This window comes from Hydrocoleum sp. CS-953, from assembly GCF_002260545.1.
Lineage (GTDB): Bacteria > Cyanobacteriota > Cyanobacteriia > Cyanobacteriales > Microcoleaceae > Trichodesmium.
This window is the reverse complement of sequence record NZ_LGSU01001262.1, coordinates 1-8,840: the sequence shown is the minus strand read 5'-3', so window position 1 is coordinate 8,840 and position 8,840 is coordinate 1. Positions and strand designations below refer to the sequence as shown.

6 protein-coding genes and 1 pseudogene are annotated in these 8,840 nt (G+C 36.9%); 2 read left to right on the top strand and 5 right to left on the bottom strand.

Annotation, left to right across the window (positions count from 1 at the left end; translation table 11 throughout):
- Positions 1 to 433: 433 nt before the first annotated feature.
- A complete protein-coding gene (thrC, locus tag AFK68_RS21985) occupies positions 434 to 1,753 on the top strand; it encodes a threonine synthase (RefSeq protein ID WP_094675082.1) in 1,320 nt (439 codons plus the stop codon).
- Positions 1,754 to 2,291: 538 nt separating this feature from the next.
- Positions 2,292 to 2,567: a MoaD/ThiS family protein gene (locus tag AFK68_RS21980; protein WP_094675080.1), complete on the top strand. Its 276-nt coding sequence runs from the start codon at positions 2,292 to 2,294 to the stop codon at positions 2,565 to 2,567.
- 494 nt (positions 2,568 to 3,061) lie between these two features.
- On the opposite strand, the gene AFK68_RS21975 is transcribed toward AFK68_RS21980, so the two are convergent.
- The 5 genes and pseudogenes from AFK68_RS21975 to AFK68_RS21955 all read right to left on the bottom strand — a co-directional run bounded on the left by AFK68_RS21975 (position 3,062) and on the right by AFK68_RS21955 (position 8,698).
- Positions 3,062 to 3,718, bottom strand: a complete 657-nt coding sequence (locus AFK68_RS21975) for a DUF4145 domain-containing protein (protein ID WP_168186600.1) — start codon at positions 3,716 to 3,718, stop codon at positions 3,062 to 3,064.
- Positions 3,719 to 4,199: 481 nt separating this feature from the next.
- Positions 4,200 to 5,434 (bottom strand): annotated as a pseudogene (locus tag AFK68_RS21970) (ribonuclease J); the annotation flags it as partial.
- A gap of 1 nt (position 5,435) precedes the next feature.
- A partial coding sequence (locus tag AFK68_RS46070) for a ribonuclease J (protein WP_371357498.1) occupies positions 5,436 to 6,204 on the bottom strand: 769 nt, incomplete at its 3' end.
- Between the two features lie 194 nt (positions 6,205 to 6,398).
- Complete coding sequence (gene dapA / locus AFK68_RS21960) at positions 6,399 to 7,283, bottom strand: 4-hydroxy-tetrahydrodipicolinate synthase (RefSeq protein WP_094675074.1); 885 nt, start codon at positions 7,281 to 7,283, stop codon at positions 6,399 to 6,401.
- A 377-nt stretch (positions 7,284 to 7,660) separates the two neighbouring features.
- Entirely contained in the window at positions 7,661 to 8,698 is a 1,038-nt protein-coding gene (locus tag AFK68_RS21955) for an aspartate-semialdehyde dehydrogenase (protein WP_094675086.1), read from the bottom strand.
- Between the last annotated feature and the right edge of the window lie 142 nt (positions 8,699 to 8,840).

Sequence of the window (8,840 nt, the reverse complement as noted above, 5' to 3'; positions counted from 1 at the left end):
CTGTAGCTTCTACATTGATTGCATCTGCGCTTGTTTTACCAATGGAGCTTAAGTTTCCTGTGCCTACTTCTGCTCCGTTAATTTCAATAAAACCACGCCGAAAAGAAATAACCTTAAATTTGGTAGATATTTTTCCAGCTTTACATGGGACTATACCAACGCACATGATATAACTCCAAAAATATTAATCAAATTGATCTGAAAATCAAAAAACACCTTTAAAAAAAATATTTCAGTTACTAGCAAAATTGCGATATAAACAACCGAATTAACTACGAAATGAGAGAATATATTTGTAGCATTCAAGATAGAAAAATATCCATAAAAATCAATCTCGACTATTTTTGTCGGGTATGGTTGACGGTCATTTTTACCCATGCTAGTATTCAAAAAATGGTGAACAGTTCTGAGAAATGAAGTAGGGAGAAAGACCATGACCCAGGCCACAACAACTCACAATCAAATCCACAGCACAAATACAAATACAGCCATAGAAAATCTCAAGTGCAAAGAATGTGGAGAAGAATACGCTTTAGAAGCCAAACATATATGTGAAGATGTATGCTTCGGTCCTTTAGAAGTCAAATATGACTATGAAAAACTCAGTCAAATAGTGAGTCGGGCAACAATTGAAGCAGGTCCTAAGTCTATCTGGCGTTATCGTCATTTCTTACCAGTAACAACAGACAACGTTATAGACGTAGGAACAGGAATGACCCCCCTAGTAAAATCAGAACGTTTAGCCCGTCGCCTAGGTCTAAAAAATCTCTACATTAAAAATGATGCGGTAAATATGCCTACCCTCAGTTTCAAAGATAGGGTAGTATCAGTTGCTCTGAGTCGTGCTAGAGAATTAGGTTTCTCCACAGTATCCTGTGCAAGTACAGGCAACCTAGCAAACTCTACCGCAGCGATCGCCGCTAAAGCAGGTTTAGAATGTTGTGTATTTATTCCTGCTGACTTAGAAGCAGGTAAAGTTCTCGGTACTCTTATTTACAACCCAACAGTTATGGCAGTTAAAGGGAACTACGACCAAGTAAACCGCCTCTGTTGCGAAGTAGCAAATACTTACGGTTGGGGTTTTGTAAATATTAACCTCCGCCCTTACTATTCTGAAGGTTCAAAAACTCTAGGTTTTGAAGTTGCCGAACAACTAGGATGGAAACTTCCAGACCATGTAGTTGCTCCTATTGCTTCCGGTTCTCTTTACACCAAAATTTATAAAGGGTTCCAAGAATTTGTCAAAGTAGGTTTAGTAGAAGATAAAGCAGTTCGTTTTAGTGGAGCGCAAGCTGAAGGTTGTTCTCCAGTAGCTCAAGCATTTAAAGAAGGTCGTGATTTTATTAATCCAGTTAAACCTAATACTATTGCTAAGTCAATTGCTATTGGCAACCCCGCAGATGGTATCTACGCATTAGAAGTAGCTCGCAAAACAAACGGCAATATTGAAGCTGTGAATGATACTGAAATTATTGAAGGTATCAAGTTATTAGCAGAAACAGAAGGTATCTTTACTGAAACAGCAGGTGGTACAACTATTGCTGTATTGAAGAAATTAGTAGAAGCAGGTAAGATTGACCCTGAAGAAACTACTGTTGCTTATATTACAGGTAATGGCTTAAAGACTCAAGAAGCAGTACAAGGTGAAATTGGCGAACCTCTAACAATAGATGCAAAATTGGATGCTTTTGAAAGAGCATGGGAACGCGCTCAAACATTAGACCGTCTTGACTGGCAGCAGGTTTTGGTTTAATTTTTCTCGTAGGGGTTTGGTCTCCAAACCCTGATTCCAAAGCCCAAGGAAATTTTTAAATTATATAGTGACTTTTGAAAGATAATTTTTTTATTAACTTCCATGGCGGGAAGTCCCGCGCTCTCCCGGAGGTGATCGGAGGGATGGGAAAGCCAGGGTCAACTGTCAGATTCCTCCACAAATCAAGCTTTCTGCTCCTCTTGACAAGCCAGGAGGTATTTTATTATGATATTTGTGGCTGATATAAGGTCAACGAACACAGGGGGAGGACATCACCTCTGTCAAAACAGCGGTCAGGGTTTCCCAGGCTGAAGAATCCCGGGTTGTCCCGTAAGGGAAACGTCGGGAGTATGTCAAAAAGATAAATATATTATTCAACTAAGAATCATTAGGACTTACGCACCTGCAAGGTATTTTCGTCATTGCCACCAACTGGGAAGCAATCTCAAATCCTAATTTTTCATACCTCATGCGTAAGTCCTGATGATAATAAGTATTCGCAAATTAAGTATTATCTACACGAACAAATTAATAAGTTATGGCAATCAAAGTTTTAGTTCCTACTGCTTTGCAAAAATTCACCAACAATGAAGCGCAAATTGAATGTAGTGCAGGTAATATTTCAGAATTAATAGAGTCTCTAGAAACAAAATATCCTGGTATTAAAAAAAGTTTGTGTGATGACCAAGGGGAACCAAGGAGATTTTTAAATTTCTACGTCAATAGTGAGGATATTCGGTTTTTAGACGGAACAAAAACAGCTCTGAATGATCAAGATGAAGTTAGTATTGTTCCTGCTGTTGCTGGTGGTTAAATAAGTTTGGAAAAAAAAGGTGTTTGAAAACCTAAGTTTTTTTAAATTACCTATTAGTTTCTAAAAATCAACTAAATCAATATTGTTACTCTTAAGGATGTGTTAACTTTTTCGGAGGTCTTTTTTTTTTCCATCATTTTTCACCTCTAAATGTAGCCAAACCACTTATAGAATTTTGGCAAGAAAATAGCTTGGTTTTATCAGATATTACTCNCAAGATGAAGTTAGTATTGTTCCTGCTGTTGCTGGTGGTTAAATAAGTTTGGAAAAAAAAGGTGTTTGAAAACCTAAGTTTTTTTAAATTACCTATTAGTTTCTAAAAATCAACTAAATCAATATTGTTACTCTTAAGGATGTGTTAACTAAGTTTAATACGTCCTTCAATTTTTAAATTTTAGTAAATTAGTTCTTGATAAAGTTATATTCTGAGCAGGCGATCGCTAAATACATAAATAAGTGTTACTTTCCTTGGTTAAATGTCCCACTTATATTTCTTACTCTGATTTCAATATTTTTATTTTCAGTTCTTCCAATACTTTTTCTGCTTTTTGTTGTTCATATTTATCAACAAATAATTTCTCTATTACATAATTGACAATCTTCAACAAATTATCAGCTTCTTCCATATTCACTTGCTTTGTAAAAGTAAGATGCTCTGAATGCGCTCCCTCATTTCCTAATTGGCTGACACCTTGAATTATTTCTCTTAAATCTTCTGGCATTTTTTCCTGCTCAAATAGTTGGTTAAGTCTAAAAGCAAGGCTAGCAGGATAACTTTTACCTTCAGCTTTAACAGGAATTTTAAAGTGATAACAAATTTCTTCTAATACTGCTCTGCATAAAATGAAGCTAGCACGTGGAGAAGCAGCTAAATTTAATTGAGCTTGGTAAGTAATTTCAGCAATTGATTCTGGAATTGCTGGATGTTCTTTTCGGGGGGGCATAAATATCACTTTTCTGCCGTAGTCGCCCCTCTCTAGTCGATAATAACGTTCTTGTTTATCCTCCTCTGTACACAGTGTTTCTGAGTAACAAATGATCGTAATTTCACTACAAGATGGGCAACTAAAAAGCTTATATGTATAGACAACATAGAAGTCTGACCATGAGTCATCTGATTTACTGTGACTAAAGTCTTTTTCACATGTCATCAAATTACCACAATTACAAAACTCTCTCTGAAAAAACATATTAAAGTTCAAAAGTATCTATCAAGATGTACTCTAACAAGATAATCAGCGAGGGAAATTAAATACTCCACCGCTGCACCTAGTAACACCAAGCTTCTATTTCCTGCAAGTCCGGACAATGACTTGCTCTAAAATCATTGTGTTTTTGTCACCGACATATTAGCAAAACTGCCAGTTCGTATGACCTACCGGACTTGATATTAACGAAAAGAATTACTCTACTTTATCAACTACTTAAGATGNAACAAGATAATCAGCGAGGGAAATTAAATACTCCACCGCTGCACCTAGTAACACCAAGCTTCTATTTCCTGCAAGTCCGGACAATGACTTGCTCTAAAATCATTGTGTTTTTGTCACCGACATATTAGCAAAACTGCCAGTTCGTATGACCTACCGGACTTGATATTAACGAAAAGAATTACTCTACTTTATCAACTACTTAAGATGCTACCTTCGCAGTCGATCGCCGTCGCCGTCTTCCCACCGGTTTCACAGTAATCTCTTTTTGAACTTCTGCTCCACCTTCTACATCTGGAATTTGCATCAAGAACACTAACAACGGTTGACCTTGAAATTCTCGTCTTAACATTCGCTGAATACCACATTCAAGCTCATTTTGCAACCCAGACCAATCAACTTGAGTATTGTTATGACCATTCAACTTAGCATACTCAGGCCAGTAATTAATCAAGCTCTTTTCTAAAGTTTTAGTAACAAGTTCTTCCAATTGTGCTTTTTCAACAGAACTCACCACACCACGCAAATGTAACTGAGGTCTACCAACCAATTTACCATCCAAACCAACTGCCAACGCTACAGTAACAACACCATCCTCCGCTAGTTGTTGTCTCTCCTTAAGAATATTGTCTTCAACCATACCGGAACGGGAAGAGTCTACCAACTCAATACCAGAAGAGACCTTATCTGCTAAACGAATAGAGTCTTGAGTCAGTTCCACCACATCTCCATTTTGAATCACAACCATATTTTCTGGAGGAACTCCCATACCTTGAGCAGTTTGGCTGTGTTTTACTAACATCCTATGCTCTCCATGAAATGGGATAAAGAATTTCGGACGAGTCAGCGCCAACATTAATTTTTGGTCTTCCTGACAACCGTGACCAGAAACATGAATACCTTTATCTTTACCATAAATAACATTTGCTCCTAGCATCATTAGTTTATCTATGGTATTGACAACAGCGATCGTATTTCCAGGAATAGGGTTTGCCGAGAATACCACCGTATCCCCTTGGCGAATTTTTATTTGTCTATGTTCGCCTTTAGAAATACGAGTGAGTGCTGACATTGGTTCACCTTGAGAACCGGTAGTCAAAATCAATAGTTTTTCATCAGGCACACTCCGGACAGTATGCAAAGGTACAAACAAACTATCTTCACACTTAACATAACCAAGATTGCGAGCATGAGCAATCACATTAAGCATAGATCGCCCTACTACTGCCACTAACCTACCATGTTTTTTCGCTAGTTCTAGAACTATTTGTAATCTATGTACACTAGAGGCAAAAGTTGTCACCATTACACGTCCTGGTGCGTTGGAGAATACTCTATCTAAGTTTGGATAAACTGATTTTTCTGAAGGAGTGAAACCAGGTACTTCTGAATTTGTGGAGTCACTAATTAAGCAGTGAACACCTTTTTCTCCATATTNCCACTAACCTACCATGTTTTTTCGCTAGTTCTAGAACTATTTGTAATCTATGTACACTAGAGGCAAAAGTTGTCACCATTACACGTCCTGGTGCGTTGGAGAATACTCTATCTAAGTTTGGATAAACTGATTTTTCTGAAGGAGTGAAACCAGGTACTTCTGAATTTGTGGAGTCACTAATTAAGCAGTGAACACCTTTTTCTCCATATTCTGCCAACTTTTGCAGATCGAATTTTTCTCCATCTACAGGAGTATGGTCAATTTTGAAATCACCTGTATGGATCACTACTCCCACTGGCGTTGTGATCGCTACAGTAAAGCTATCCGCCATTGAGTGAGTATTACGAATATATTCTATACTGAAATATTTACCCAACCTCACAACATCACGGGGGCGAACAGTTTTCAATTCCGTCCGATTTTGGACTCCTGCTTCCTCTAATTTATGGTAAAGTAGAGCCATTGCCAGTCTTGGTCCATAGATAACTGGAATTTCTACATTTTTCAAATGGAAAGGTATGCCACCAATATGATCTTCGTGACCATGGGTGACAATCATACCTTTGATTTTATGGCGATTTTCATGCAGATAAGTTACATCTGGTAGGACTATATTTACACCGTGCATTCCATCTGTAGGAAAAGCTAATCCGGCATCAAGTAGAATAATTTCGTCATCATACTCGAATACACAGGTGTTTTTGCCTATTTCATGGAGTCCACCAAGAGGAATAATTTTTAGGGCAGAAGGTGATTTTTTTCTAATCATAATTATCCTATTTTTACTGTTGTTTACTTTGTCTAATTTTGAGTGATTATTAATCATATTTTATACTTATTAAAATTTAGAAAAACTAACCTCTTATATACAAGATATTAGTAATACAAATAAGGATTAAATAATCATTGATCGGGTTGATAATATTCAGTTTTGGGAAAATTTTTTTGCCTATCCAAGGTAGCTCATAATAAACCTAATTTACCCATTTCTGCTGATAATTTTTCCGTGACTTCTGTTGGAGGATCGCATAATGGAGGGCGAGTAGTACCTACTTTCCATCCTAACAGATTCAGAGCTGCTTTGACAGGAATAGGATTAGTTGTAGCAAATAGCGCTCTAGATAAGTTAAATAATTGTAGATGAATTTCTGTAGCAAGCTGCACTTTCCCTGTTTCAAATGCTATTATCATCTCTTGTAGTTGCTTTCCTACCAAGTGACTAGCTACACTGACAACCCCACTACCACCAATAGCCATTAATGGTAAGGTGAGAGAATCATCCCCTGAATAAATCTTAAACTCTGGTGAAGTCAACTGTCGAATCTGACTTGCTTGGTCTAAATTACCACTCGCTTCTTTAATAGCAACAATATTTGGAATTTCCGCCAGTTTTGCTACAGTTTCTGGCTCCAGATTTTTACCTGTACGCCCTGGTATATTATATACCATAATTGGTAATTCTGGAGTAGCTTGGGCGATCGCTTGAAAATGTTGATAAAGTCCCGACTGTGGTGGTTTATTATAATATGGCACTACCTGTAATGAACCGTCTAAGCCCAATTTAGCTGCTTTTTGGGTAGCTGCGATCGCTTCTGTTGTGGAGTTTGACCCAGTACCTGCTATTACTTTAGCTTTTCCTGCCACTGCTTTTTGAACTACCTGAAATAGCTGATATTCTTCTTCCCATGTCAAACTAGGAGACTCACCTGTTGTTCCACAGACTATTAATGAGTCTGTTCCATTTTCTGTCAACCATATTGATAACTTTTCTGCTTCTTCATAGTTAACACTACCGTCTGGGTTAAACGGTGTAATCATTGCAGTCAGAACTCTACCAAAATTTATCACACTCTTTCCACTCCTTACTAGCCATTATTTTGATTTATTTGCTAGGTCTTCTTAATTTTTTTTGTTATTTAATAAACCTAATTTTTTTTTAGATTCATATCACCTTACAGTTTTTACGACCCAAAATTATTCTTTTTGTTTTTGTCTAACTGTATTCTTAAAATCGCTCATTCCACTTCTATAAATTTCGGAAAAAGGTACTTAAATTACCAATGGATAATCCCTCGTTAATTCCCAGAAGTTTAAACCCTCTCCTTTTCAGGAAAAAAAAAGAAATAATATTTCCTTATCTTCAATCCTCTCTGTTTTAACCACAGATAATTATCCATTATTAATTAATGAAGCCCTTTTTTTATTTATGTTTTTAGCACACCAATCTAAAATGTTTCTACTGCCATCCTCAACAAATTTTTTGCCACCAATAATTCAGCTATTTGTACTGCATTCAAAGCAGCACCTTTTCTAATCTGGTCTCCACTTAACCATAATTCTAATCCGCATGGATGAGAAATATCTTGACGAATTCTACCCACCAATACATCATCTTTACCACTTGCTTCCATTGGCATAGGAAAATAATTTTCTTGCCAATTTTCTACCAATGTAACTCCTGGCGATCGGCTTAATATTTCCCTTGCCTTAACTACACTAAATGGTTCAGCAAATTCTAAATTAATTGCTTCTGAATGCGCCCTTAATACTGGTACCCGGATACAAGTTGGTGTAATTCTCAGTTCGTTAGAGTCAAATATTTTTCTTGTTTCATTGACCATTTTCATTTCTTCTTGACAATATCCCTGATCATTAAGTTGGGAATTATGTGGGAATAAATTAAATGCTAATGGGTAGGGAAAAATATCTGTTGTGGGAGCTTCTCCATCTAAGATTTCTTTGGCCTGGGTTTTCATTTCTGCCATTGCCCTTGCTCCTGCCCCACTTGCTGATTGATAAGTGGCCACTACCAATCTTTGGATTGGCTGGACTTGATGTAATGGCCATACTGCTACACTCATTAATATTGTTGTGCAGTTAGGGTTAGCAATTATACCTTTATGTAAAGCTGCTGCTTTTGGGTTAACTTCTGGGACTACGAGAGGCACTGTAGGGTCCATGCGGAAAGCACTAGAATTGTCAATAACTACAGCTCCAGCCTCTACTGCTTTCTTTGCCCATACTTTTGATGTAGACGCACCTGCTGATGCTAACACTAAATCTACTTCTTTAAATGAATCATCTGTTACAGCTTCTACTTGTAGGTTTTGTCCTTTAAATTTTAAGGTACTACCTGCTGAACGCTCTGATGCCAGTAGTTTTAATTCTGCTACTGGAAAGTTTCTCGTTTGTAGTAAATCTAGTAACTCTGTACCTACTGCACCAGTTGCTCCTAATATTGCTACTTTATAGGACTCTGACAAATTATTTTCCTCCTTTTTCAACTATCTGATTTTTTTTATTACTTATTATTAAATCCAATATTTTTTAATGCTCCTCAATCCGATTTATACCTTTTTTTTTGATTATTATTTTTTTATAGTAATTTACAGATATTTATTATCT

Bases quoted from the DNA above. Each gene is read 5' to 3' on its own strand.
- thrC (WP_094675082.1), top strand. From the start codon at position 434: ATGACCCAGGCCACAACAACTCACAATCAAATCCACAGCACAAATACA.
- AFK68_RS21980 (WP_094675080.1), top strand. From the start codon at position 2,292: ATGGCAATCAAAGTTTTAGTTCCTACTGCTTTGCAAAAATTCACCAAC.
- AFK68_RS21975 (WP_168186600.1), bottom strand. From the start codon at position 3,718: ATGACATGTGAAAAAGACTTTAGTCACAGTAAATCAGATGACTCATGG.